The sequence below is a fragment of the Tenacibaculum larymnensis genome (genome assembly GCF_028829235.1).
Lineage (GTDB): Bacteria > Bacteroidota > Bacteroidia > Flavobacteriales > Flavobacteriaceae > Polaribacter > Polaribacter larymnensis.
Genome location: NZ_JAIWJY010000004.1, coordinates 202,114 through 226,702 on the forward strand (window position 1 = coordinate 202,114; position 24,589 = coordinate 226,702).

At 30.7% G+C, this 24,589-nt stretch carries 25 protein-coding genes and 1 tRNA gene; 6 read left to right on the forward strand and 20 right to left on the reverse strand.

Annotation, left to right across the window (positions count from 1 at the left end; genetic code table 11):
- Nucleotides 1-55 precede the first annotated feature (55 nt).
- From LCI24_RS07850 to LCI24_RS07860, 3 genes are all read left to right on the forward strand, one after another.
- A complete protein-coding gene (locus LCI24_RS07850) occupies nucleotides 56-1,522 on the forward strand; it encodes an aminotransferase class V-fold PLP-dependent enzyme (RefSeq protein WP_274639882.1) in 1,467 nt (488 codons plus the stop codon).
- Nucleotides 1,523-1,528: 6 nt separating this feature from the next.
- The gene (locus LCI24_RS07855; RefSeq protein ID WP_274639883.1) at nucleotides 1,529-2,584 is read left to right on the forward strand and encodes a M14 family zinc carboxypeptidase; all 1,056 of its coding nucleotides are present in this window, start codon (nucleotides 1,529-1,531) and stop codon (nucleotides 2,582-2,584) included.
- An 82-nt stretch (nucleotides 2,585-2,666) separates the two neighbouring features.
- The gene (locus tag LCI24_RS07860; protein ID WP_099214393.1) at nucleotides 2,667-3,146 is read left to right on the forward strand and encodes an Lrp/AsnC family transcriptional regulator; all 480 of its coding nucleotides are present in this window, start codon (nucleotides 2,667-2,669) and stop codon (nucleotides 3,144-3,146) included.
- A gap of 97 nt (nucleotides 3,147-3,243) precedes the next feature.
- Here LCI24_RS07860 and LCI24_RS07865 read toward each other — a convergent pair whose 3' ends face one another.
- The 12 genes from LCI24_RS07865 to LCI24_RS07920 form a co-directional block, all read right to left on the reverse strand.
- Complete coding sequence (locus LCI24_RS07865; RefSeq protein WP_274639884.1) at nucleotides 3,244-4,104, reverse strand: neutral zinc metallopeptidase; 861 nt, start codon at nucleotides 4,102-4,104, stop codon at nucleotides 3,244-3,246.
- Nucleotides 4,105-4,276: 172 nt separating this feature from the next.
- Entirely contained in the window at nucleotides 4,277-4,984 is a 708-nt protein-coding gene (locus LCI24_RS07870; RefSeq protein WP_313813478.1) for a pseudouridine synthase, read from the reverse strand.
- The gene (locus LCI24_RS07875) at nucleotides 4,977-6,179 is read right to left on the reverse strand and encodes a multidrug effflux MFS transporter (RefSeq protein ID WP_274639885.1); all 1,203 of its coding nucleotides are present in this window, start codon (nucleotides 6,177-6,179) and stop codon (nucleotides 4,977-4,979) included. The genes LCI24_RS07870 and LCI24_RS07875 overlap by 8 nt, the downstream gene beginning before the upstream one ends.
- 267 nt (nucleotides 6,180-6,446) lie before the next feature.
- A complete protein-coding gene (locus LCI24_RS07880; RefSeq protein WP_274639886.1) occupies nucleotides 6,447-6,722 on the reverse strand; it encodes a DUF6438 domain-containing protein in 276 nt (91 codons plus the stop codon).
- 167 nt (nucleotides 6,723-6,889) lie between these two features.
- Nucleotides 6,890-7,054 carry a hypothetical protein gene (locus tag LCI24_RS07885; protein ID WP_274639887.1) on the reverse strand — a complete coding sequence of 55 codons (165 nt, stop codon included), beginning with the start codon at nucleotides 7,052-7,054 and terminating at the stop codon, nucleotides 6,890-6,892.
- 762 nt (nucleotides 7,055-7,816) lie between these two features.
- On the reverse strand, nucleotides 7,817-8,215 hold the full coding sequence (locus tag LCI24_RS07890; RefSeq protein WP_274639888.1) for a hypothetical protein: 399 nt from the start codon (nucleotides 8,213-8,215) through the stop codon (nucleotides 7,817-7,819).
- Nucleotides 8,212-8,418 carry a helix-turn-helix transcriptional regulator gene (locus tag LCI24_RS07895; protein WP_274639889.1) on the reverse strand — a complete coding sequence of 69 codons (207 nt, stop codon included), beginning with the start codon at nucleotides 8,416-8,418 and terminating at the stop codon, nucleotides 8,212-8,214. The genes LCI24_RS07890 and LCI24_RS07895 overlap by 4 nt, the downstream gene beginning before the upstream one ends.
- 153 nt (nucleotides 8,419-8,571) lie before the next feature.
- A complete protein-coding gene (locus LCI24_RS07900; protein ID WP_274639890.1) occupies nucleotides 8,572-10,206 on the reverse strand; it encodes a hypothetical protein in 1,635 nt (544 codons plus the stop codon).
- Between the two features lie 391 nt (nucleotides 10,207-10,597).
- Nucleotides 10,598-11,380, reverse strand: a complete 783-nt coding sequence (locus LCI24_RS07905; protein ID WP_274639891.1) for a hypothetical protein — start codon at nucleotides 11,378-11,380, stop codon at nucleotides 10,598-10,600.
- A gap of 39 nt (nucleotides 11,381-11,419) precedes the next feature.
- Complete coding sequence (locus LCI24_RS07910) at nucleotides 11,420-12,022, reverse strand: TolB-like translocation protein (RefSeq protein WP_274639892.1); 603 nt, start codon at nucleotides 12,020-12,022, stop codon at nucleotides 11,420-11,422.
- 105 nt (nucleotides 12,023-12,127) lie between these two features.
- On the reverse strand, nucleotides 12,128-12,403 hold the full coding sequence (locus tag LCI24_RS07915) for a hypothetical protein (RefSeq protein ID WP_274639893.1): 276 nt from the start codon (nucleotides 12,401-12,403) through the stop codon (nucleotides 12,128-12,130).
- An 18-nt stretch (nucleotides 12,404-12,421) separates the two neighbouring features.
- On the reverse strand, nucleotides 12,422-14,206 hold the full coding sequence (locus LCI24_RS07920) for a DUF5050 domain-containing protein (RefSeq protein WP_274639894.1): 1,785 nt from the start codon (nucleotides 14,204-14,206) through the stop codon (nucleotides 12,422-12,424).
- A 121-nt stretch (nucleotides 14,207-14,327) separates the two neighbouring features.
- Here LCI24_RS07920 and LCI24_RS07925 point away from each other — a divergent pair, with 121 nt between their 5' ends.
- Both LCI24_RS07925 and LCI24_RS07930 read left to right on the forward strand, forming a co-directional pair.
- Nucleotides 14,328-16,010, forward strand: a complete 1,683-nt coding sequence (locus LCI24_RS07925) for a histidine kinase (protein WP_274639895.1) — start codon at nucleotides 14,328-14,330, stop codon at nucleotides 16,008-16,010.
- A 4-nt stretch (nucleotides 16,011-16,014) separates the two neighbouring features.
- Complete coding sequence (locus tag LCI24_RS07930) at nucleotides 16,015-16,713, forward strand: LytR/AlgR family response regulator transcription factor (protein ID WP_274639896.1); 699 nt, start codon at nucleotides 16,015-16,017, stop codon at nucleotides 16,711-16,713.
- Nucleotides 16,714-16,795: 82 nt separating this feature from the next.
- Here the strand turns inward: LCI24_RS07930 and LCI24_RS07935 are convergent, their stop codons facing one another.
- From LCI24_RS07935 to LCI24_RS07965, 7 genes are all read right to left on the reverse strand, one after another.
- Nucleotides 16,796-17,893: a slipin family protein gene (locus tag LCI24_RS07935; RefSeq protein WP_274639897.1), complete on the reverse strand. Its 1,098-nt coding sequence runs from the start codon at nucleotides 17,891-17,893 to the stop codon at nucleotides 16,796-16,798.
- Nucleotides 17,894-18,211: 318 nt separating this feature from the next.
- Nucleotides 18,212-18,308 (reverse strand) — tRNA-Arg (locus LCI24_RS07940).
- Between the two features lie 388 nt (nucleotides 18,309-18,696).
- Nucleotides 18,697-19,212, reverse strand: a complete 516-nt coding sequence (locus LCI24_RS07945; RefSeq protein ID WP_274639898.1) for a tetratricopeptide repeat protein — start codon at nucleotides 19,210-19,212, stop codon at nucleotides 18,697-18,699.
- A 1-nt stretch (nucleotide 19,213) separates the two neighbouring features.
- Nucleotides 19,214-19,906 carry a peptide chain release factor H gene (gene prfH / locus LCI24_RS07950; protein WP_274639899.1) on the reverse strand — a complete coding sequence of 231 codons (693 nt, stop codon included), beginning with the start codon at nucleotides 19,904-19,906 and terminating at the stop codon, nucleotides 19,214-19,216.
- A 111-nt stretch (nucleotides 19,907-20,017) separates the two neighbouring features.
- Nucleotides 20,018-21,409, reverse strand: a complete 1,392-nt coding sequence (locus LCI24_RS07955) for an RtcB family protein (RefSeq protein WP_274639900.1) — start codon at nucleotides 21,407-21,409, stop codon at nucleotides 20,018-20,020.
- A 709-nt stretch (nucleotides 21,410-22,118) separates the two neighbouring features.
- Entirely contained in the window at nucleotides 22,119-22,415 is a 297-nt protein-coding gene (locus tag LCI24_RS07960; RefSeq protein WP_274639901.1) for a S26 family signal peptidase, read from the reverse strand.
- A 145-nt stretch (nucleotides 22,416-22,560) separates the two neighbouring features.
- Nucleotides 22,561-23,016, reverse strand: a complete 456-nt coding sequence (locus tag LCI24_RS07965; protein ID WP_274639902.1) for a phosphatase domain-containing protein — start codon at nucleotides 23,014-23,016, stop codon at nucleotides 22,561-22,563.
- Nucleotides 23,017-23,166: 150 nt separating this feature from the next.
- Between LCI24_RS07965 and LCI24_RS07970 the strand changes: the two genes are divergently transcribed.
- Nucleotides 23,167-24,180, forward strand: a complete 1,014-nt coding sequence (locus tag LCI24_RS07970) for a helix-turn-helix transcriptional regulator (RefSeq protein ID WP_274639903.1) — start codon at nucleotides 23,167-23,169, stop codon at nucleotides 24,178-24,180.
- A gap of 66 nt (nucleotides 24,181-24,246) precedes the next feature.
- On the opposite strand, the gene LCI24_RS07975 is transcribed toward LCI24_RS07970, so the two are convergent.
- Complete coding sequence (locus LCI24_RS07975; protein WP_274639904.1) at nucleotides 24,247-24,402, reverse strand: hypothetical protein; 156 nt, start codon at nucleotides 24,400-24,402, stop codon at nucleotides 24,247-24,249.
- Nucleotides 24,403-24,589: the final 187 nt, after the last annotated feature.

Genomic DNA, 24,589 nt, shown 5'->3' on the forward strand with positions numbered 1-24,589 from the left:
CTAGTAGTATACTGCTAATTTTACGCAACATAACAAACAACTAGAGATTTCAATTATGGATTTAGAACAGTATTTTGATAAGTTTAGAAAAAATATTGTAGGTATAGATCAGACTTTTCAAACACCTTATGGTGAAAAGAAAATGATTTATACAGATTGGACTGCAAGTGGAAGGTTATATCGACCTATAGAAGAACAACTTTTAAATAAATTTGGACCATTCGTAGCTAATACTCATACAGAAACTTCAACTTCAGGGGCAGCTATGACTTTAGCGTATCATGAAGCACGAAATATCATCAAACGTCACGTAAACGCATCTTCTAATGATGTTTTAATTACGGAAGGATCTGGTATGACGGGAGTTGTTAATAAGTTTCAGCGTATTTTAGGATTAAAAATAAATGAAAATTTAAAGGAAAACACACAAGTTCCAGATGAAAAACGACCTATCGTTTTTGTAAGTCATATGGAGCATCACTCAAACCAAACTTCTTGGATTGAAACTATAGCAGATGTAGAAGTTGTTCCTTGTAATAATGAAGGTTTAGTATGCTTAGATAAGTTTGAAGAAACCATAAAAAAATACTTAGATAGACCAATAAAAATAGCTTCAATAGTAGCAGGATCTAATGTAACAGGAATAAAAACAGATTATCATAAAGTTGCTTCTTTAATTCATAGTTACGGTGGCTTATGTTTTGTTGATTTTGCTTGTTCAGCACCGTATGTTGATATTGATATGCACCCAGAAAATGAAGATGAGTATTTAGACGCAATTTTCTTTTCTCCACATAAATTTTTAGGAGGTCCAGGAAGCTCTGGAGTACTGATTTTTAATAAAAAACTGTACAAGAATATGGTTCCTGATAATCCAGGAGGAGGTACAGTTAGCTATACAAATCCTTGGGGGCAACATGATTATTTTGATGATGTAGAAACGCGTGAAGATGGTGGTACACCAGCTTTTTTGCAAACTATTAAAATAGCTTTATGCATTAAGGTAAAAGACCAAATGGGAACAGACAAAATAAAGGAGCGTGAAGATGAAATTAACCCAGTTATCTTTAATTGTTTAGAAAACTTAGAAGGAGTTAAAATATTAGCCCCTGATCATAAAGATCGTTTGAGTATTTTTTCTTTTTATTTTGAAAAATATCACTTCAACTTAGTTGTAAAGTTATTAAATGATCGTTTTGGTATTCAAACAAGAGGAGGCTGTTCATGCGCTGGAACCTATGGTCATTTCCTATTAAATGTAGATCAAATAAGATCTAACGAAATTAAAGGACAAATATTAGAAGGTTGTAATACAGAAAAACCAGGTTGGGTACGTTTATCAGTGCACCCAACAATAACAAATGAAGAAGTACAGTTTATTTGTGAATCATTACAAACATTAGCAGATAATATAGAAGAATGGTCAAAAGATTACAAATATGATACTGCTAAAAACGATTATGTACACAAAACTGTAGAACCTGTTGAAAAACAATTGGTAGCAGATTGGTTTTCGTTATAATATGATATGACACATTTAAATAGCTCTTTTTTAGAAGAAAATTATTCAAAAATTAAAGAAGACTCCATATCTGGAAGATGGATAACATTAACAGATATAGAGCCTTTATATTTAGGCTTACAAAACTCTAAAATTCAAACAAAAATTATAGGTGAATCAGAAGAGGGGAGAGCCATTTACCAATTAAAGCTAGGAAAAGGTAAAAAAAGAATTCTTATTTGGAGTCAAATGCATGGAAATGAAAGTACAGGAACTAAAGCTGTATTTGATTTTTTAAAGTTTATTCAACATTTTTCTACCCACGAAATAACAAAATCTATTTTAGACAATTGTAGTATTACTATTGTTCCAATGTTAAATCCTGATGGAGCACAAGCATACACACGTGTTAACGCTAACAATGTAGACTTAAACAGAGATGCTGTTGAGTTAGAGGCCAAAGAAAGTAAACTTTTACGTCGTGTTTTAGAAGAAGTAAACCCTCAATTTTGCTTCAATTTACATGATCAAAGAACCATTTTTGGTGTTGAAGGAACTAAAAACCCCGCAACAATTTCTTTTTTAGCACCTTCAGAAGAAGAAAAAAGAACAATTACAGAAGGAAGAAAAGAAACTATGAATGTAATTGTAGCCATGAATGAATTGTTACAAGAAATTATACCTAATCATATTGGTCGTTATACAGATGAATTTTATCCAACAGCTACAGGAGATAATTTTCAAAAGTTAGGACACAATACAATATTAATTGAAGCTGGACATTTTCCGAATGATTATGACAGGGAAGAGGTTAGAAAATTCAATTTTTACGCGCTATTACAGGGAATATATCATATTTCGTTAGCAGAAAACTTTAAAGAGTTTGAAAAATATTTAGCTATTCCTAACAATATCAAGAACTTCTACGATGTGATTTATCGATCAAAAAATAATGAAAAAGATGTTGCTTATCAGTATGTAGAAAGTATAGAAAATGATAAATTTGCACTCGTTTTAAAAAAAGAGAAAGAAGGTAACTTATCTATGTATTCAGCTCATAAAGAATTCATAAAAAACAGTTAAAAATTCTACTTTCTTTAAATAAAACTTATTTTTTTTAAAAAAAAACTATATTTTAGCAATATTACTTGAAGAAAACAAAAAAATGAAGAAGTTCATACTAGATGAGATTGATCATCAAATTTTAGACATTTTAATTGAAAATGCTCGTACACCTTTTACAGACATTGCAAAAAAGTTATTAGTATCTGCTGGTACTATACATGTACGTGTAAAGAAAATGGAAGACGAAGGAATTATTCAAGGGTCTACTTTAACCTTGAATTATGAGAAAATGGGGTATTCTTTTATTGCTCACGTTGGAATTTTTTTAGAGAAAACATCTATGACACAACATGTGCTTGATAACCTACGTTTAATTCCAAACGTAACTGTTGCATATGTAACTGCAGGAAAATACAATATTTTCTGTAAAGTACGTGCTAAAAACACCAATGATGCAAAAGATATTATCTATAGAATAGATGATGTACATGGTGTAAACAGAACGGAAACAATGATTGCGCTTGAAGAAAGCATCAATGATAAAAAACGTTTAATGCACGCTATTTTTAAAGATATTTAAAAATAATTTTTATAAAAGTTAAAAGGGTAGCAAAATTTTGCTACCCTTTTTTAATTGCTCAACTAATAACTTTTTAAAATATTAGTTTTTTGTTAGTTTATTTTAAATTTTCAAATTCTTCCTTAGAAATCTCTCCCGAGTTAATTTTTCTTAACTCTTCCATTTTAGATAAGATAAAGTTATGTAATCCTTCATCAATATCGTCTGGTTTCTTTAAATCTTGACGTAAAGCACCTGGTAATACATAGTTATCATAGTAGTAAAAGAAGTTATAATCAAAACTGCTTACAGTTAAGTTATAATCTCCCAATAAGTATCCTAAACGGAAAGCAGAACGACGTTGAGCTGGAGTTCCGTGGTGTCCAGGGCTAGTTGTATTATAATCACCAATAGATGCAGCGAAGTTATACGCTGGAGCAGCTTGTGTCCAAGTAGCATTGTATCCATTTGGCTTTTTTATGTAGTAACCAGCAAAACCATCAGCCTCTAATTCAGTAGCTCTAGCAGTACTTTCACTTCTTGAAGGTAAGTTGTTTTGGTATTGTAATTGGTGCCCTACCTCATGAGCTTGAACCATAGCGCAAGAAATTCTTCCTCCTTGACTTAAAGCCATGTTATAAAGCTCTTCACCATAAATAATATAACCACTACCGTAAGAAATAGCGTTTGCTGTTCCAGAACCTTTAGCAAAGTATAAAGGAATAGTACTAATGCTAAATACATCAGCTATTTTAACATTTTGGTTATTTAAGAAATTTGTTTCAGATTGATTTACAATGGTTGAACCAATGTAAGCATTTTGACCCCAGTTACCATCAATGTAACTACATACTTCATGAGAATGGGCGTCTAATAATTTAGCATTTTGATTATCAACAGGATTAGTGTCGTTATCACTACAACTTACCATTAATACGGCTGCTGTAGCTGCTAATATGAAGGGTTTTAAATTTTTCATTTTTCTTTGATTTATATCATATAAAAAGTTAATTAATTAAACAATCAATAAACTAAGCGTCAAAATGATTAAATTATTGCTTTTTATTTAAAGAAAATAAAATTCATGAAGTCTTAATGTCAAGATTAAAAAATAACAGACTGAAAATAAGTAGAGTAGAGGTATGTGTGTTTTATAAAGTCCAATTAAACTTTTCAAAAACTATGTACCAATCTTTAGGGTAGTCTGCTTTTATAGACAGTTTTTCATTTGAATAAGGATGAATAAAATCTAAAGAATGAGCATGTAAAAAAAGATTCTCACAATCAAAGTTGTCAATAAACATTGTATTATGATTTTTATCCCCATACTTAGGATCACCAATTAAAGGGTGACTAATTTTATTCATATGAATTCGTAACTGATGTAATCTTCCCGTTTTAGGTTGTAGCTTAACCAGACTATATCTAGAAGTATTATAAGGCTTAACAGGAATATCTACCGTTACAGTTTTTACAGTAAATAAATGAGTTTCTGCATCTTTGTATACATTAGCATCTCTTCCTTTAACAGGAGAATCAATAACTTTGGTTTCAGGAGCATGACCTCTAACAACTCCATAATACGTTTTCTGTATTTCGTTTTTGGTAAACAGATCTTGAAATTTGGCTACAAATCCAGTTTCTTTAGCTAGTAATATAATTCCAGATGTTTTTCTATCAAGTCGATGAATAGGATACATTTTTTGATTGAATTGCTGCTGAATCATTTGCAATAATGAGTCTTCATCTGCAACATTTCTAGAATGATGTGCATGATGTACAACTACATTGTTAGGTTTTGAAACACACAATATATATTCATCTTCATAAATAACATCTAACTCCATAATACTACTCATTAACTGGTTTTAATTTGGTAAAATTTAAAAGAAGTAAAGATAATGCTCCACATACAAAAAATCCCATAAAAAGTGGAAGGGTAGTGGTTTCAACATACTTTCCTATAAATGTAGCAATTGGTACTGCCATAATAGTAGATACAAACCCGTTAATTGCAGCTCCAATACCAGCAATATGCCCTACAGGCTGCATTGCCAACGCACGAAGATTACCAAATAAAAACCCTATTGAGAAAAACTGTAAAGCAAAGAATACTAGTAGTATTAAAATACTTGGGTTTTCTTTTTGATAAAATAACGTTATGTAAATAATAGGAACGATTGAAAAGATAATTAAAAAGAATGATACCAACTTATGCATTCCAAATCTCATAACAAATGAACCATTTAAAAAGGTCGCAAAACCAACAGAAATAGCTAAACCAGCAAAGATGTATGGAAATTCGTCTACTAATAAATATTGTTCTTGAAAAATTTGTTGTGAAGCACTTAAATACACCATAAATGATCCTGTAATAAAACCAGATATTAATGTAAAAATAACAGCTTGTTTGTATTTTATAAACTCTTTAGAACCATCTAAAAATAAGCGAAATGCAAATTTAATTCTGTTTTCTTCTTTTAGGGTTTCTGGTTGACGTTTCCACAACCAAAACATTACTACAACACCAAAAATTAACTGACTATAAAATATAGATTTCCACCCATAAGCATCTAACATTAATTTACCTATAGCTGGTGCTACAACTGGAACTAAAATGAAAATTACTACAATAAAGGACATGATTTTTGCCATGTAATTTCCACTAAAACTATCACGAACCATGGCTATACTTATTGTTCTAGGTGCAGAAAGGCCTATTCCTTGTAAAATTCTACCTACAACCATCATTTCTATACTATTAGCGCTAACACAAATAAAACTGGCTATAACAAAAAGTATAAATCCTCCATAAATAATAGGTTTTCTTCCTAAACTGTCTGAAATTGGACCAGAAATTAATTGACCAAAACCTAGTCCTAAAAAAATCATGGTAATTAATAATTGACTATCGTGTGACCCTTGTTGAACACGAATACTAATACCTATTTGTTCTAAAGCTGGGAGTAATGCATCTATTGACAAGGCTACTAATGACATTAAGGAAGCCATTAAAGCAATGAATTCTAACTTTGATTGATTATTTTTTTGCATTAGGCAAAAATACTGCCTTTATTTTGTTTTGAAGTGGGAGTAAAAGTTAAAAAAAAGGCTGTTTTTTTAACAGCCTTAAACAAACAATATCATAACTTTTATAAGTCTAATAAAAAGACGCTGTCAAGAATAAAATTGTAGTGAAACAAAAAAATTGTAAAAAGTGAAGGGGCCTTTTATTCTATAACAGCGTCGTATACTATATACATCTTACAGTTTATAAAACAGCTATAATTAAAATAACCCTACTTTTTTTGTTAAAAAATTTTAAATTTTTATTCTTTCAAGTAAAAACATTAATTTTTTCACTTTGTCATTTTTCTGAATAGCGAGCTTTTTTCCTTTAAACTTAAGGACTGTATTAGGAAAATCTCTTGTTAATTTTTCCTTTTTTGTAAAATCAATTTTTTCTAGTTCTTTTTTTATTTCCTGAACATCTCCTGATTTTATAGAGAATTCATGTACTCCTAACTTAGGAACATTTTTAATTCCTTCGTATAAAACGGTTCCATCTTTAAATACATACATATCAAAAATAAGCATTGAGTTTTTCCATAGTATAAAAAAGCTTCTTCTTTTTTAATATTCTTTGAACTTGAACATTTTACTAATGTTATAGCTATTAGTAGTAAAAAAATATATTTCATAATTTCTTTTAAAAAACAGCACTCTTAAAAAGATCATGTTTTAAGAATGCTGAGTTATTAAACTTAATGTCTTCTACATTTTGTTTTATGTGGATTTCCAAAAGAGTTGGCTTGTTTCCATGCTCCAGGTTGTGGTAAGGCAAAGGCTACAGCATCTCCTTTTTTTCTAAGAGCTAAGTTCTTTCGTATGTGATTTCTAAAGTTTACTAATTCTTTTCTGTTATACATTAACAGTATTTTTTTCTCTGCTATAGTTTTACCTTCAGGTTTATCTTTTAGTGTAGTAAATGTGGCAAAAACTTCAGCAATATCTTCGCCTGGATTTTATTTTTTTTTGAAACTGAAAACATACTATTTAACATAATATTAATTATAGTACACTTTTAATTATGGATTATCCAGTGGATGATTCATAATTAAAACAAACAGTTCTACTAATATGATATTTACTGCTATGTAGCTATAATTCCATATTATGTAAAATATCCCAGATAGTCTTGAACGCACAATAAACTGTAGTACTAGGGTCATTAAACATTCGGCTCTTGGGTTTAGTACTAAATAAGAAACATCCTGAAAATTTTTTTCTACGACATTCTCGTAAACTTGTCACAAGAGTATAAAATTTTCCCTGGCTCAAATCCACGCTCTAAAATTTCTATACACTTGTTCACTATAGAACTATAATTAAACATTTTTAGAGTTTGCATATCTTTTTGTCTTGATACAAAAAGAAACAAAAAATCAAGGCTGCACAAACCTTTGGAAACAATGTACGGCTCAATCGCTATATTTTAGAAAACATTAGAACGTTTTAAGATTGCTTTGAACTCGCTTTAAACCTGTTATTATTAAGAATATGCATTGCCAGCTCTCTAAAATATCGCCGCTCATTTCACCTATTGTTTTAGCCAAAGTTTTCTGAGGCCGTTTTGCCACCGCTTCATCTGGGTGAAAAACGCACTTTCTATTTTACATAATATTATAAAACTAAACTTTTAGTTTGTTACTCATATTATTTAAGGCGTATTTTTCAAGCTCTTTAATTATTTTAATTTCCCAGTTAGATAAACTGGGCATTAAACTCACTTCGTTATTTACAAAGAAATTGTTGTTAGAATCTTGTAATTCCTTTGATGGAATGAGATATACAACTCTTGGTTGTTTTTCTATGATTAAAACTAAAGCGATAAACAAGTTATGGTTTGGTTCTCCTAAATTTTGCTTTGTGATTTTAATACTTTGCTTTACAGTACCTAAATCTAGTGGTTGTAAGTATATTTGGTTATTTCCTATTAAAAAATCGACCCCTTCCGTCCCATCTGTTTTGGCTGTTAGCTCTAGATTATGACTTTTTAATTCTGATTTTAGAAAATCTAAGGCACTCATTTTGTTGAAACTAATAGCTCTCTTATATCTACATCTAGGATTTCTGCTATTCTTTTTAAATCTTTTAGATGCGGTTGTGATTTATTATTGCAAAAAGCTGTGACAGAAGTCGTACTTTTTCCCAATTCTTCCGCAAGCCAAACTTGCGATTTTCCTTGAATTACTAATACTTCTTTGATTCTATTTATTCTTTCTGTTGCCATAATTATTTGATGTATTCTACCTTAAATATATAATACATACTTATTAAAACATAAGTTTAAATCAAATTTTAGTAATCTAAACTTGTATTTTTAAAATTTAATTTATAAGTTTGAATTATCTTTATGTAAGTTAAAATTATATAAATGTAATTTTTAATTAAAATTACCTAAACGATATTTTATTTCTTCATTAATACCATATTTATCTTCTAACTTTTTTAAGATTTCTATAGCTCTAGCATAATGAGTTTCTAAGTTTTCTTCATCAAAATCTCCATATTCTCCTAGAATAGAAGCAAGTAGTAGGTTATGGGATAATTTGTCATTTTTTTGTATAGCTAGTTCAATATTCTCAATAGATTTTTCAAAATTTTCTTTGTTATTACTATCACTTATATTCGCTAACTCCCAATGAGAAGTAGCTAACCTTTCGTAAACAATATCATCATTGGGATAAAGTTCAATTCCTTTTTTAAAATTCTCTATAGCGTTATAAAGCTCAATTTCCTTTTTATCCGTTTCTTTTTCTTCAAATGCAATTTCCATTTGTAACATACCAGAATTACTAAAAACTTCAAACATTGTAGGTTCATATTTTAAAGCCTCTTTTATTTCTTCTAACAATTGTCTTCTTAGTTCATTATTTATTGTTCCATTGAAATTGGCTAATTTTAATTTTGATAATGCTTTATTAAGATAAGGTCTTCCGTAAGTTGAATCTAAAGAAATTGCCATATCATAATAAGATAATGCCGCTTTCATTATATATTCTTTTTGAGCTAAAGGTTTAGCTTCTCCAGCCTTAAAGGTGTCATTGGCATAGTTATATACTACAACTGATAAGTTTCTTATAAGTTGTTTTTCTCCTGTAGCGAGAACCCTATTCTTTAAATCTTCAAAGTTTGCCCCAGATGGTTTCTTTTTTTCGTTATAAGATTCTATTTCATCGAGTAAAACTTTATTTGCGTCACTTGTATTTGTTAAGCGAATATTCATTGCTTCAATAAATCGGTCGGTACCATAAACATTTTTTATTTTTATAGAGCTTCCCGAAAAACTTTCAAAACCAATTAACCCATCTTCAGGATTACCTAAAATCATTATAGGTTCAATATTTGATAAGCTACCCTGGATTACCTTATTAGATTTATAAGACATTTTATGCTCCTTAAGTAAAGAGAAAAACTCATTAATGAAGGACAATGAATCTTTTATTGTTGGAAGTAAAAAATCATCTAGACTGACTGTCCTTTTAAGAGTTCCTTCAATTTCAACTTCTTTACCTTTAATTATAATAAACTCGTCATCAATGAGAGAATATGATGAATGTGCGAAAGCATTACGTATTCTATTATAATATAATGATTGCAATTGTATTATAAAATCTTCAAATCGGCACTGAACTCCGTGCTCTAATAAACGTTTTAGTTTCTCTGTTGGTGTTATATCATCTTGGTCAAACCTATTATATAAATCAGGTATATATCTTAGACCTTGAGCAGTAGCTACCCTTAATAAATTACCAAGAACATTATAGAGTTCATCCATTTCAAATATATGTCCGTATAATAAAAGTCCTAAACGAGTTTTTGTATGTTTATCAGTTGCTTTATCCATAAGATTTTCAACTTCATTTATTAACCTCTCACTTTCATATAAATGTGATAGAAACCTCTGGTCTCCCATTCCATTATAACCAATCAGGATATTTATAAATTCAAATTCATCTACTCGTTTTGCTAAATCAAAAAGTCTTTTTAATTCACTAATTATATCTATTTCAGGCATATTGTTTTTATAAATCTGTTAATTTATAAAGATAAGAATTGTTAATAAGTGAGACTTACGGAGTTCAGTAATTATTTGAAGATTAGTATGAAATATCCCACTCCATACACATTTTGCCTCCACGCCTCTACCCTAGCTGCAAAAAGAGTATTCCATTACATTTTTAAAGAAGCTTTTGGAGAAGAAAAAAATCCAATAAAATTGGGTTAAAGAACTTCGCTTTTCACCAAAGCAAAGTTACATAACGCAGAACATTATAGTACAAATATATTATATGAGTAAAATGGCGAATACTGTGTATTTAACATAATTGCAGAGTCCATTAATTTAAGTAGAAGAACGCTACATAGGCATTTTAGCGGAAATCAGAACTTATTGAAGAAATAATTGACTACGCAAGTAGTTTTTGCCTACAAAAGACTAAGGAATCAATAGCATCTGTATTAATCTTATTTCCCATATTAATAGGCTTGCCCCATGAACCATCTTGTTGTTTGAAGCATATATAAATATCAGAATCGCCATAGCCTCCTTCTCTTTTACTATCAAATATTAGATACGATTCATCTGGTGCAATGAATGGGTGAAAACTTTTTCCGCTATTAATTTTGCTGTTAAGTAACTTTGGTTCTTCATGGGTTCCATCCACAAATCGTGAATATCTAATATCTCCTGTAAAATCTTCTTTGAACTCATCAAAAAAATAAGTTCCTTTAGAAGAAGCTGTCAAACGCATAATTGGCAAGTCTTTAAAAGGAAAACTAAGGCTTTTTACGGCAGACCATTTACCATCTTTAGTGCGTTCTTTATAACGTCCGCCCAAATGCATAGTTCTACCATCTGGTGAAATAAATGGTGTACCAACCCTAGGTGATATAACAGAATCTTTCCATTGGTTATTTTTATATTGAATCACAACAAATTCTTGCTCTTGCCCCTCCTCTCCTTCTCTAATAAAATAAAATTCTTTTAGGTCTGGTGTGAAGACTCCGCTAACTTCCCACCCATCTGTCGTAACAATGCCAGGAGCAAAAGGCCTAGGTGTTAAACCTGGTGGTTTTTGACCTAGGTAAGAACTTTCTATAGTTGGTGAATTACTATCTTTTGAAGTTTGTTTTTTTGTATTACAAGCATAAAAAAACAGTATAAATACCAACATTTTAATAAAATACATTTTATTCATTGTTTTAACTTTTGATTGTAATTAATTAGACTAATACTTAGTTATTAAGTATATTTTCTTCCATAATTTCTTTTTAAGCTTAATAAAGTCTACCCAATAGCTATCTAATAGCCAATAAGTACTACCATCTTCTCTCGTTTTTATTTCTCCTCTAGAAAAAAACAAATATTTTCCATCAGGAGAAACAGTTGCTCCAGTTTCACTCTTTTCCGTATTTATTTTTGAACCTAAACTATAAGACTTTGTCCAGATGCCATTTATGTTAAAACTAATATATAAATCACCATTTTCATATTTAGTTGTTCTTTCAGCATCATAAATAATATAACTTTCATCTGGTGCTATGTAAGGATGAGCTATCCATTTACCTGGAGCATTTATTTTGTTGCTAATTTTTTTTAATACTGAATGCTTATCTCCTTGATTCACCGAATAATAAATTCCCTCATCCTCTAGTTTTTCTTCTTTCTCTTTAGAGTTGAAATACAAATTGCCGCTTTCTGTAGAGTTTACGCACATAATCCACTCGTCTTTAAAGAGTTTTTCTAATAAAAGCTTAGGCTGTCCCCAACCCTCTTCATTTTTTTCTATATACCATTGATGAAATCCTGATGATTTAATTGAATCATTCAACGGTCTTGTACTTCCAAAATAGAGTCGATCTCCATTCGGACTAAATCGAGGATGCAAGTCTAAATATTTATTGTTAGTGGAGAAAAATGCTTGTTTGGGTGTTGATCATTTACCTTTGATTAATTTCATTGTATAAATATTGTGGCTTCCCTCTCGTTGTCTACGTTGGAAGAACAATTCGTTCATTTCCTTATTAAAAATAATTGAACCTTCTATAAGGCTGTCAATTGAAGTAATTCCAGAAGCGAAAACTTCTGGAACTGAGCCTGGTGGTTTTTGACCAAGATATTGCCCCTCGATAGTTTGAGAATTGGAAATTATATCAAGTTTTTCTTGAGCAAATGCCATGTTTAGCGATATAACACCTATTAGTATTAGCAATTTCTTCATTTTCATTTCTTATTCAGTTTTTTTCTTAGGTCTAAGATTTTCAATGACCTTCGCATCAATCCAATACTTTTTTCCCACATAATTAGTACTTCCGTCTTCTTTAATCTCCCAATCACCCCTTGTAAAGAAGAAGTATTTCCCATCGGGTGTCACACTTGGGGAACTTTCTTGATGTTCTGTATTTATTTGTGCCCCCATATTCTTTGCAGGTAACCAGTGGCCATCTTTATCTCGAAAACTGATGTAGATATCCGCTTGTCCAAAACCGTCTTCTCGCACTACATCCCAAATCAGATAGGATTCATCGGTAGCTATGTGTGGATGAGCAATATCTTTTCCAGTATTAATCTCAGTGCCCATTTTTACTGGCTTTTCATGTTTACCATCTATAATCCTTGAAAAACGGATAGATCCATTTCCCTTGTCTTCCTTTGCATAAAAACCAAAATAACAGGTTCCTTTAGATGATCTTGAGAGACCATGTGCCTGATTCTCCAAGAATTCTCCTTGGCTTTTGAATTCTGACCAACCCGTGCTGGTTCGTTCCCTATATTTCTTTTCTACGTACATTATAGTACCATCCTTAGAGAACCCCGGCCATTTTATATTCGTCTCAGATTCTCTTCCCCATTTATTATTTTCATATCGAATAACAAAAAATGTGCGTTTTTTATACTTCCCATTTTTTCTAGTAAAATAATACTCCTTCATATCTGGTGAAAAACCGCCTCCTTCAAAAAGTCCATCAGGAGAAAGAAGGTTTGGAGCAAACAGTTTAGGAATTAACCCAGGTGACTTTTCTCCAAAATAACGATCCTTAATAGGAGGAAAATTAGAAATATTTTCTTGTGTGGATGTAGTAAACCAGGCTGGTTGCGAGCCTTTGTTTATAATTTTTCTCTCTGAAGAACCATCGATATTTATAATGTAAAGAGTAGCATGCTCTCCTCTATTTGAATGAAAAACTAATTGGGAACCATCAGGGGACCAAGTTGGACCATTATCATCAACATCGTTATTTGTCAATCGTTTTTGATTAGAACCATCTATACTCATCACATAAATTTCATGGTTTCCATCTTTTTTAGATGAATAAGCTATTTTTTTGCCATCTGGTGAAATCTTTGGATCCCAGTCTTCTGCTTCATCATCTGTTAAATGAATAATGTTTTTACCTTCAATATCAGTGATACTTATCTCACTTTCTTTATCTTTAAATTCCGAGTGAAAAAGGAGTCTGCCATCAGACATAAAACAAGGACCTCCACCACTTAGTGATTTTATTTGAGTTTGTTCGCTACCATCCGAATTCATAATCCATATTTCTGGATGCCAAACTTTAGCCGAATCTTTATATTCTCTGGCAAAAGCAATTTTTGTTCCGTCTGGTGACCATGTTGGCATATTATCCCATTTGTTTTTTTCATGTGTTAACCTCTTGCTATTGGTTCCATCACTATTTATAGTGTGAATAGACCACGTTTTTTTTCCATCATGGTATGCATACCAAGCTATGTGTTTTCCATCTGGAGACCAAGCCGGATAACCGTGATTACCGTTAGTAAGTCTAACTTTTGAGGTTCCCTCAACATTACTTAAGCAAATCCCTTTTGATCCGTAAGCAATTGTATATAATGAAGTTTTACTTTCTTGACAATAAACAATACTTCCTAGTAATAAAGTCAAAAAAGTTAAGGCTTTTACTAATTTTAAATTTTTAGTTTTCATACGTTGTTCGTTAAGTATATTTAGCTTCAAATGTTTTTTATAACTATCAAAATGGCTTTGTTTCATACAAAGAATACTTTTTTCTCTCACTTATGGTATCTAAATTATATGAACTGCTCTATAGTTTAATAAACAGCTCTAAGAAGACATCTTATAATGATTATCTTGCGTCTGTAATTCAATATAAATGAACTTTAGATCTTGGTATAATTTACTTTTAATATGCTTGTTGTTTTTAGCGAACTCTTGCACTCAAAAACCTGTTTTCAAAAAACATAAAACAGTATTTAAAGTAGGAGATCAACAAGAATGGGCTACAAAAAATTGGAATGATGAAGATTGGAAGACAGGAAATCCTTTAATAGAAGATGATCGAGTTTTCTGGCTTAGAACTCCTATCGATATTTTAAAAGCTCCTGAATTATTACATCCATATGGTATTCAATTGCATGTATATGGAGAGTATGAAGTTTTTTGGGATGGAGTTTTGATTGGTAAAAATGGGAATCCAGGACAAGAAGCAGTTTTAGGGCCTGAAGGAAATTTGTGGACTACTCATAGCATTCCTTCACATCTAACACAACAGGGAGAGCATCTATTAGCTATTCGCGTAAGCCTTCATTATTTTAAGAATCATGCGGGCATATGGGAAATGAATATTGATTATTATGATGACTTATTAACTGATCTACTCGTTGAAACTTCTTATATGTACATTTTTGCAGGAGCATTTCTTATCGCATCAATATATTTTCTATTTCTTTTTTTGGGCGATAAAAAGGAATATGCAACACTAATTTTTAGTATTAGTTGCTTCCTCTTTTTTACTTTGATATTAGCAGAGTTTATGAAAGCTTATGTACCTATCCATTACAGTATGCATGTTACACGTTTACGGATTATAAGCTTTCTTATGCTTAGTATTTCTTTTTTAATTCCACTCTACTTTTCTATGCAGTTTCCTTTCCCAAGACGAAAATTACTGCTGACCATTTATACTCTTATTCTATTATTCTTTTTCCTATCAAGGTATGTCTACGAATTGACAGCCAATAACATGATTTTTAGTATGTGGTTCTTTTCATTTGGAATAGTAATGTTTGGAGTTTATAAAAAGATGAAAGGTGCGCGTCTCGTAATGTTAACCTTTCTATTATCACTTCCCATAGCTTTTATCGCTCCTTTTAATAAAAGTCTTTTTGCAGGTTTCAGCCTTATTCTTCTAGGGATGTTTTATTTACTTTCTCTCAGAATCAAAGAACAACGATTGGCTTATGAAAACTCTTTGGTGCAATCTACACGTCTACGACTTGAATTGTTGAAAAAAAATATTCAGCCTCATTTTCTAATGAATACACTGACCTCATTGATAGATTGGATAGAAGAAAGTCCTAAAAAAGGTGTTTTATTTATAGAAGCTTTAGCTAATGAATTTGATATTTTTAATCAGATAGAAAACAAGAAATTAATTCCTATCAACCAAGAAATAGCACTTTGTCGTTCACATCTTGAGATTATGGAATATCGAAAGGAGATAAACTATACTTGGCAAGAGGAAGGTATTGATATTGAGCAAAAAATACCGCCTGGGGTTTTTCATACATTATTGGAGAATGGTATTACACATAGCTTGCCTCTAGAAAATAACAGTATTCAGTTTAAACTTATTTTTGAATCGAAAAGTGATTATAAATGCTATACATTTTTAACCTTTGCTACTCCTGTGAAACGAGAAGTGAATACTAAAAAAGAAGGTACTGGGATTAAATATATTAAAGCCCGACTTACTGAGAGTTATCAAGAACAATGGGAATTTACTTCAGAACCTGTAAATCATGGTTGGAAAAATACTATAAAAATATATTCTTAAGAAAATGAACATTTTAATTGTTGAAGATGAATCACGAATTGCCAAAAGAATCGAACGAATGACTCGTGATATTTTTGGTGATACTTTGCACTCGTTAAAATGTACTAACACACTTCATGATTCATTACGATTTATTGAAAATAATTCGTTGGATCTTGTTCTTCTAGATTTAAACCTTAACGGTGACAGTGGCTTTGATCTTCTTACTACTGTAGTTTCTGAATCATTTCATACAATTATTATTTCTGCCTATAAAGATCAGGCAATTACTGCTTTTGAATATGGAGTTTTAGATTTTGTACCCAAACCCTTTAATAGAGATCGGTTAGAACAAGCTTTAAATCGGATTAATACAAAAGAAAAAGCAACAACAAATACGATAAAGTTTTTAGCGGTAAAAAAACGAAACAAAGTGCAGCTTATATCAACTGAAGATGTACTTTATATTAAAGGAGCTGGTGTTTATACAGAACTCTTTTTAAAAAATGGTAAAAAAAAGCTACATGATAAATCACTCGAAAAGCTAGAACAACTGCTATCATCTTCCTTTGAACGTGTTCATAAATCATACTTAGTTAAGGTATCTGAAATAAAAGGTATTATTGTAGAATCTGGAAGTAAATATATAGCTGAGTTGAAAAACGGAACACGTATTCCCATCGGAAGAACTAAATATAAGACCATTAAAGCAAAGTGGTTTTAAATATTTTGCTCAGAAAGGATGATTGACTCTCACAAAAACTAATAAATTCTTTATAATAAATAAGCCATTAGAAACTAATGACTTATTTATTTACAAATATTTCCCTCAACTGTTTAATTACATTTCCGTTTCCAGTAACTGTAATTTCTCCAATTTTATCGGCTATTTTCTCCACATACTCCATTTCTTTTAATTTAAACAACATTTCGTTGTCTTCCATTAATTTAGCAGTATTTAATAAGCTTCTTGTAGATGCTGTTTCTTCTCTTCTGGTAATAATATTTGCTTGGGCTTTCTTTTGTGCTACCAATACCTGATTCATGATTTCTTTCATTTCTCCTGGTAAAATAACATCTCTAATTCCGCAACCTTGAATTATTACACCTAATTTTTCAGCACTCTCCTTTGTTTCTTCAAAAACTGCTGTAGAAACATCTTCTTTATTGGCTAATAATTCATCTAATGTGTAGTGTCCTACATATTTTCTCAATACCAATTGCATGTTTACATACAATTGCTTTTCATAGTCTTTATTAGCTAACAATGCTTTTTCAATATCAGTTACTTTATATTGCGTATAAAAGTTAACTCTAACATTTGCTTTGTCTTTGGTTAACAATTCCTGACCTGCAACTTCTAATTGCAATTGTCTGGTATCTACTTTCGCTATTTTAATAGTTGTTTCATTTTTCCAAAATCTATACGTCCCTCCTACCAATGCTTTTTGATAGGTATCATTCACTAACAATACAGCTTTTTCGTAGGCAGCAACTTCAAAAGTTCTAACATATTTGCTCACTTCATAATTATTGAATAAAGATGTATCTACTTTTTCAGTAATCTCAATCTTGCTTATATCTATTTTTTGAAAGGTTCTAGTAATAAATCCTTTCCAGAAAACGTGTCTTCCAGCATTTAAAACTCTCTTAAAGTTGTTGTTTTCGTACATAAAAACTAACTCGTTGTCTTGTACTTCAACAACTTCTAACATTTCTGCTAAAGTTGTGTCTTGTAACAATACTTCTAAAGCTACTGATGTATAAAAATCTTTTGTTAAATCATATACTGCCACTGTTTGATTAAACCCTAACCAATGTGTACCTCCTTTGATTACTTTTATATAATCTCCTTTTTTAAATACTAATCCTACTTTTCCTTGATTAATTGTTATTCTTTTCATAATCTTTTTGTTTTTAATTGTTTATACGTTGTTTTCTCACCATGGAGAAATTTGTTTGTTTTTGTAAAAAGTATTGAATATTAATGCTTATAAGCCCACGGAAATAATAAGATTTCATAGCTTTTGTATTGTTGTTTACTATATGGGTTATACTAATTAATACTATAACTGACATACTAAAGTTCAATGCATTGTTTATGTAATGGTTATTATTTCAAAGTACGTTTATAAGTGTTTATTTAAAAACTCATTAAACATTCAACACTTTTGGTTCATCAGTTTTACAAGGTGATGAGCTTCCTGATGACTCTTACTCAAGTCGAGAGGTCGGACTCGAACCGACATGCCGTTAGGCTTACCATAATTACTGGAACCGAAATCCAGTGCGTTTGACCACTCCGCCATATCCTTTCGGATAGTGGGATTCGAACCCACGAATTTTAAATATCTATTGTTCTACCTAGTTGAACTACATAACCTTTCAATTATGACGGGACTCGAACCCGCAACACATAGAATGAGATTATTTTTTGGTAAACAATCAAAACCTTCAAGACTAGTTGCATATACAATTCTAATACAAATACTGTAAGAATGTATACAATGGTGCTATACAGAAACACGCAACAAGACTTGCTTGATATTTTTATCTATAATATGCAAATGAACTTTTATGGTTACCTCATTATACTCTTTTTATAATGAGGCTTTTCATAGCAATTTTTATCTCACAGCAAATATCTTTTTCATAATTACACTGCAAATATTACACAGTATTGCGCAATGTTTTTGCGTACTAAAAATTATTCTTGCTTTTTCTTACTTTTTTTCTTCTTTTTCTTTGGAAGCTTATCCTTTACACGTTCTATATGTTCTCTTACAGTTCGCATATAATCACCATTATACGTATGTTTCTTAGCAAGTTTTAAAATTTGTAATGATTTTTTATACGCTTCTTTCTGTTCATATAATTGGGCTTTTCCTACATATAAAATTGCTTTATCGGAACCTTTTACGGTTAATCCAAAATCGATGAATCGTTCAGCTTCTTCATAGTCTTCATTCCATAATAACACATTAATATAATGCGGATATACGTTAAAAGAATACATGTTTTCTGCTAAAGCCTCTGTATAATACGGTTTTGCTTTTTCAAAATCACCTAAGTGCTCTGCATAAATGCGTCCCATTAAGCACAACGCTACTACATTTTTTTCTTCATACGCCAAAGCATATGTCAATGCCTCCATTGCTTCTTCTAATTCATAAGGAAAAGCATCTAATGCTTTAAATATGTAATTGTTTGCTAATGTTTTCATCTTAATATAATTGTTTACGCAAATCGCTTTTTAATTGATTACGTGTTGTTTTTAATCTTTTTTTGTTGTTTTTTACTTTAAAATCAGTTCCTACAAATACTTTTACTGGATTTCCTCTTTCTAAGTCTAAATGGTTTTCCCACTCTTGTTTTATGGTGTTTTGTAATTGATTTATATTATGATTTGCTATCAAGGTTTTTAAACGTTGTACAGCTATTTTTTTATTTTGATGCTGTGAACGACTTTCCGAAACCAATACTTGAATTCCTGTTGTGCTATGTTTTGCTCGTACAGCAGAACTTACTTTATTTACATGTTGTCCACCAGGTCCAGAGCTTCTAATTGCCTGAAACTCGATGTCTTTTTCTTGTATGGTTAACTCATTATTATATTCCAATTCAAAACAACCAATAAACCAATTTTTACGTTTATGGTATTTTCTAAAGGTTGATTTTCCTATCCATTGAATAGTTCCCAACCAATCTTTTAAAAATAAAGACAGGTTATTTCCTTTTAATTGAACACTTACTGATTGTATGGTTCCATTCTCTATCCCACTTTCTTTATGAAGAATGTCATACGTTATCTTATGTTCTACTACAGCTTTTATAAATGCTTTTAGCACTTTTGCTACTACCCAGCAGCATTCGGAAGGTCCACGACCTGCTGTAAATTGTATTATTTTTATGTCCATTTTAATTTTCTATTCATATCATTACGAGTAAAACGAAGTAATCTGTTAATCAATAGGCAGATTACTTCATTATTTCATTCTGTATCCTTCATCGTAATGACAATTGTTGTTTTACTTATCCATTCGTACAATTTTCGGAGTAAAGGTTCCTAATACTTCTACTAATTCTTGCTGATTTGCCATTACTTTTTTGATATTTTTATACGCCATAGGAGCTTCATCTACTCCACCTCCAATGAGCGTAACTTCGTTCATTTTTAATTGATGCTTAATATCACTTTTGGTAAATTTCTCTTTACACTTTCTTCTTGAATGTTTTCTTCCTGCTCCGTGTGATGCCGATTGTAAACTCTCTTGGTTTCCTAGACCTCTAACAATGTATCCTGGTGCAGTCATAGATCCCGGAATTATACCTAATGCTCCTTTATTAGCGGGTGTTGCTCCTTTTCTATGTACAATACGCTCAATTCCGTTTACTTGTTCTTTCCACGCAAAATTGTGATGGTTTTCAATCATAGTTAATGGTTTTACACCTAATAATTTTGCTATTCGTTTATGAATGTTATCATGGCATGCTTTTGCATAATCACCCGCTAAATTCATAGCTAACCAATATTCTTGTCCATCGTGCGTATTTAAATCTAACCATGCTAAATGTTGTACGTTTTTAGGTAACGGACATTGTTTACTCGCTAAATAGGTATAGTGTTTTGCAATGTTTGCTCCCAATCCACGTGATCCACTATGCGTTAACAATCCCATATATTCTCCTATAGGCACGTTAAATTCATTGTGTTCATCTGTTATAGTTACCTTTCCGAACTCTACAAAGTGATTTCCACCTCCTGAAGTTCCTAATTGATTATATGCTTTTACTTTTAACCGTTTTAGTAAAGGGATATCTTGAAATTCACTACGTTCAAAAATTTCATGATCTTGCTTTTTATCATGTGTTTCATACATTCCAAACTTGGTATGTTCTTTCAATATATTTTCTAATTGATGTTGCTTACCTTTTAAAAAAGAAACTTTCATCGGAAAAATACTCAATGCCATTCTACAGCCAATATCTACTCCTACACCATACGGAATTACTGCATTTTCTGTAGCAAGCACGCCACCTATAGGTAATCCGTACCCTGAATGTGCATCTGGCATTAAAGCTCCTTGTACTGCTATAGGTAATTTTAAAGCATCGTATAACTGAAACTTAGCTTGTTCATCAATTTCATTTTCTCCATAAATAGAAAACGGTGCTCTTGTATTTCTTAACTGATGCATTTTAATTTCAACAGGCTTGGTTAAACCTTCAGCAACTTTACCCCAAATAGCATTTCCTTGATATTTTTCTGGATAAAGCAGTACTTGTTTCGCTTCTTCTAAAATGCGTTCTTTTTTTTCTTTTTTTCTATATCGGTTAATTTGCCCTAAGGCAATATTTATACTATTGTTTTTTGGAAAGCCTAATTTGATTAGATCTTTTCCTTTTAGTTTATTTCCCATGTTGAGACATTATAAGGTTGGGCACCAATTTTCTAATTAGTGCTTTGTATTAATATTTTTCTCTTAGCTTCGGAAATTGAAAACTATACGGAAATGTGTAGCATAAAAAAATCCGAAACGTTATTGAGGCTTCGGATTTTTCATATATAAATTCTTGTTATCTCTATGTATGAAGAAAATCGCGAAGCATGTGTACAAAAGAACCTGGTTCTTTTACTGTACTTATGTTTAATTGATATTTGAACATGTTTACTTCGTTTTTAAAAATTATTATTTTGTTGTTTTAGTATGTTTACACTTCAATTGCTCTCAGTATAAAAATTACTGGTGCAAAGATGTGAGCCTTTTTTGAATTACACAAGTTTAAAATGATTTTATTTTACTGAAAATCAAGATCTTATACTGATTTAGACATATGAGTATCCTGTCCGAATTTCTTCAGATTAGTAATCTCTTGGTTGTAAGCTATGTAGCATTTTACATGTTGATTTCAAAGACTTGAAATTTTATATAAAAAAAGCGTCCAAATTTTATAATTTGGACGCTTTTAGTGATTTTATACTACCATAACCTTATTGATAACTCCATAAAAATCGCTTTTGAGCGTCCGATATGTGTATGAATTGCATTAGCATAGGTTAAAATTTCGTTTGATTAATTTATAAAATATGTGAGAACCTTCATTCTCTTTTTTTCTTTTTTAAAATGCCTATGGCATTGGTAATATTTCTACTACTATTCCATATACATTCTTAGTCCATCCGTTTATTCTTCCATGATTATTTCCTATTAACAAACCTCTTTTATTGTTTTTTCCTTTTACTAGGTGCGTAAAACAGTTTCCACGAACTTTGCAATACACAATATCGCCAACCTTACAATTTTCCCAGTTTATTGGTTTTAGTTTTACAGGTTGTTTAGATTTTAAAATAGGTAACATAGAATTACCTGGCTCTTTTGAAATAATGGTTTCTCCATTATTTAATTTTTGAATTTTCCAATTCATTAGTATTGTATTTTATAAATTATGTAAAACACTATTGCCTTACATATCTCATAAAATTTCTAAGCCATTTCAATGAACTGCTGCAAATATGATATTTTTAGTTGATTTTACCTATTAGATTGATTTTAAATTATAATATATCTTTTTAAAAATCACCATAAAACACTTGTAGGCAAGGTAGTTTTAATTCTTTTCTCCATAAATCAACCACCTGATTTCTATCATCTAAAATAAACTCAATAAAATACTTATGCTCTATTTTTCTTTTAAATACCTCTTCTTTAATAATCGCATCTTTCCTATTATCTCTTGATTTACGCATCCATAGTGCATCATAAACTATTTCATGCTTTTTTAACCAAGACTCTGTTTCTGGTTGATATTTAGCTTCTCTACCTGATAAAAGAAGTATTTTATATCCTAATTGTTGGTAATTCTTTACTAAATTAACAATAGGTACATTAGGTAAATCTTGTTCACACCTACTTCCATCAAAAGGACTTCTGTTATTTATCAAAGATAAAGTTCCGTCTAAATCACAAATAATAGCTTTTGGTAAAGCTTCATCTTGATTTCTATATTCATTTTTTAGTTTTTTCATTTTTCTGCGTTTTAAATATTTTTATGTTCATAGCAATTTCCCCACTTAAACGACCTCTTTTTCTTAATCACACTGCAAATATTTAGCAGTATTGCGCAATCTTTTTGCGTGCCAAAAAAGAATTTATCATTTTTACTAAAAAATTATAAAATGGCTTCTAATAAAAACGCCCTAATTCGATACAAAACAATTGATCAATGCCTTCGAAACACAATGCGTACTTGGACTTTGAATGATTTAATTGATGCTTGTTCTGATGCTTTGTACGAATACGAAGGAAAAGATATTTATGTGGGTAAAAGAACCGTACAGTTAGATATTCAATTGATGCGTAGTGATAAATTAGGATATAATGCTCCGATTGAAGTCTATCAACGTAAATATTACCGTTATGCTGAAGAAGGGTATTCTATTATGAATATTCCTGTGACTGAAAACGATGTGAAAGTGATGAATGATGCTATTCAAGTATTACGCCAGTTCAAAGACTTTTCTTTATTCAAAGAAATGGATGGAGTGCTACAACGTTTAGAAGATTCAGTATACTCTTCTCAAAAAAACAATAGGGCTATTATTCATTTAGATAAAAACGAACAGCTAAAAGGCTTGTCTTTTATAGACCCTTTATACAATGCTATACAGGAAAAAAAAGTATTAAAGATAAATTATCAGTCTTTTAAAGCAGAAAAAGCTAGTACAATAACTTTGCATCCACAATTATTAAAGGAATTTAATAATAGATGGTTTTTATTGGCACTCGTAAAAGGTAAAGAAACAACTTTAGCTTTAGATCGTATAAATTCTGTAGAGGAAGTTGAAAACACAACATACATAGATAAAGCTATTAATGGTGATGTTTATTATAAAGATGTTGTTGGTGTAACAGTTTCAAACACTAGACCACAACGTATTGCTTTTTGGGTAGATAAATTAAATACTCCTTATGTACTCACGAAGCCTTTTCATAAATCTCAAAGGTTAATAAAATATACAGATGACGGGGCTATCTTTAATATTTTAGTAATTCCTAATTATGAATTGGAACGTTTAATTTTGGGCTTTGGTAATAGCATAGAAGTTTTGAAACCTGAAAAACTTAGAAAAAGAATGATTCAGAAACTTGAAGACTCTCTAAACAGATACGTTATTAAAAAGCAAGCATAACTGTAGCTTTATTCTTTAACACAACAAAAAAGCGGACTTTTAATCCGCTTATATTATTTTGTATTGTTAATTATCAGAAGGACAACCATCTGGTAAATGACAGCACCAATCGGTACTAGGATCCGCACTGAACTCACATTCTCTTATTCCACCACCTCCGTTAATAGCTTTTTGTTCTGTTTTGTTTAGGGAAGTACCTAAATTTGTAATCTTTTTTAACATCATATAAAGTTTTAAGTTCTTCAAATTTAAATAACTACAAATAATAAGAAGAGTTAAAAACCATAATAAAGTTACGGTAAAACCATAATTCTTCATTTATAGAGCTTATAATACTACTTAGTTAATATGTTGATTTACAAAACATAAAAGTTGTTGTGCTTTTATTTACTCTTAAAAATTCGTAAAT